The sequence below is a fragment of the Flavobacterium sp. genome (assembly GCF_029242675.1).
In the GTDB taxonomy this organism is placed as follows: Bacteria; Bacteroidota; Bacteroidia; order Flavobacteriales; family Flavobacteriaceae; genus Flavobacterium.
On record NZ_JAQWTM010000093.1, the window covers coordinates 1 to 2,420 of the forward strand.

Genomic DNA, 2,420 nt, shown 5'->3' on the forward strand with positions numbered 1-2,420 from the left:
CTGTTTTTTCTTGTTCGATCAAGACCGTTTTAACCCATTCGATCAAACCAGACCAGTACGAAGTACCCACTAAGATGATAGGGACACGAGCAATTTTTTTAGTTTGGATCAGGGTAATGGCCTCAAACATTTCGTCTAAAGTTCCAAAACCACCTGGCATTACTACAAAACCTTGCGAATATTTTACAAACATAACTTTGCGCACAAAAAAGTAATCAAAATTCAGGTTCGTGTCGTGGTCAATATACGGATTAAAGTGCTGCTCGAAAGGCAACTCAATATTCAATCCTACTGATGTTCCACCACCTAGATGCGCACCTTTGTTACCAGCTTCCATGATTCCGGGACCACCACCAGTGATTACGCCGTAGCCTGCTTTACTAATTTTGTAGGCAATACGCTCCGCTAATTGGTAATATTTATCCTCAGGCTTAGTACGTGCCGACCCAAAAATGGACACACACGGACCAATACGTCCCATAGTTTCGTACCCATTTACAAACTCCGCCATGATTTTAAAAATCGCCCAACTATCGTTTGTACGTATCTCATTCCATGTTTTTTGCTTCAATCGATCTTGGATTATTTTATCCTCGTCATTGTCAAAATCTTCTAATCTCATTTCTTTATTATTTTAAATTATTCTTTTGGTGCCATTTACTTCGTCAGATTGCTTCGCTCGTGACTAGCTCTCCGCTCTATTTCCTATCGCGGAAACCGCCGTAAGAGTTTGTTTTCTCATTGAGAAGATGTCGCTGCAAGCTGTGCTAGGGACCAAAATACTAAAGTAGTCTATTTTTAAAATAAAGCAATAGCATACTCATTAATTTTTAAGATTTGTTCTTTACAATTGAAAAGGCTGGGAGCGGAGTACTACTTTTTAAAATAAGAAAAAACTTAATGTAGTTCTCGAAAATTTGAAAAAGAGGTGTATATTTGATGTTATATATGAGTTAGGTGCTATATTTCCTCACGAGACGAAAAAAATACAATTGAAAAATGAACCTAAAACGCTTAAAAGAACAGATTGTTATAACCATAGATAACTTAAAAAATCACGGAATATTCCCGAAAGAGAATAATCATTATGATTACAAGTTTGAGTTAAATTTTTACGGATTAACTGACGCTGTGGAAATTTTTATGAGGAATTTTGCGAAAGACATTCTTTCATTTTCTAATTCAGAAGGTGGAATTTTAATTCTAGGAATAAAAGAAGATAAATCAAGTGGAAATTTGGAAGACATTGGTTTGGATATTAAAAACTTTGATTTGCTTACAAAAATTGATTTGAATTTAATTTCACAACAATTTAATAAAATAGCTAAAGTTGGTGTTGATTTAGATTTACAATCTTTTCAATCAGGCACACGAAAATTCTTCTATTTACTAATTGAAAAGCAAAATCAAATTATTATTCCAATTAATGACTTTCCAGAATATAAAATTAAAAAAGGTGACATCATTTATAGAGCTTCTGGTAAAAATGAAATTGCAAATTCAACAACTCAAGATTTCAATCGTTTTTTGCAAATAAAAGCAAACGAAAAAAATAAAGAGTTTATGGAAATTTGGTCAAAACTGCTACCCGAAATGTTTGACATCAACCCAAGAGAAGTTTTAATACTAAATCCTAAAAACAATACAGTTTACGGTTATAATTCAAAAGACAATTTATTGTCAAGTAGTGAAATAGATATTGACCAAACAGAAAATGGAATATTTAATATCATACTAAATGCTATTTCAGCAGGAGAAATTGGAAAAATTTCAACTGATGAAGGAAAACCTATTTATAAAATTGTTGGAGAATTAAAAAGTAAAACACCAAGAGATTTTATATACTTTTCTTCATTAACGGAAAAAGTGAAGCAAAAAACAAATTTCAATTTTACCACTAATCAATTAAAATTTGTCTTTAAATATTTGAACTGGATAAATGATGAAAATTTACCAATAGAAAATCCTGGCGAAACGAAACTGAATAAAGAATTCAATCAATTTATCTGGATTGAAACTCTTGACAAAACACACAAAGTTGTGTTTTCAGAAAATGCAATTGAACCTTTAGCTTTAGCAATCAACGAAAAAACAAATCATCAAGCAATATTTGGAAAATTATTACAACCAAAATCTAAAAAGAAAAAATAATACAGCACCTAACCGTCGTTTGGCAATATGGCGGGATTAGGCTTAATTTGAAGATGGTTTTGTACTTGGAAAATTAGTCATTAACCGAAAGATTAGGCTTCCTTAATCCGCCACATCGCCAAGCGACCAAACGTCAGGCTGTGAAAAAACTCCGTTTTCCACTCATTTACCTCAAAATTCATCCTTGTATAATTGAATACAGCCTCGCTAAGCAAGCTTGTTTTTTATGCAGCAATTGCTAGGTTTGTTGCGGTTAAGTCGTTAAAAAG

At 32.6% G+C, this 2,420-nt stretch carries 2 protein-coding genes; one reads left to right on the forward strand and one right to left on the reverse strand.

Annotated elements, in window-relative coordinates:
* The coding region (locus P8M54_RS03810) for a TIGR00730 family Rossman fold protein (RefSeq protein WP_300285397.1) at positions 1-622 on the reverse strand (622 nt) is incomplete at its 3' end.
* Positions 623-999: 377 nt separating this feature from the next.
* On the opposite strand from P8M54_RS03810, the gene P8M54_RS03815 reads away from it, so the two are divergent.
* Positions 1,000-2,151, forward strand: a complete 1,152-nt coding sequence (locus tag P8M54_RS03815) for an ATP-binding protein (RefSeq protein ID WP_300285399.1) — start codon at positions 1,000-1,002, stop codon at positions 2,149-2,151.
* Positions 2,152-2,420: the final 269 nt, after the last annotated feature.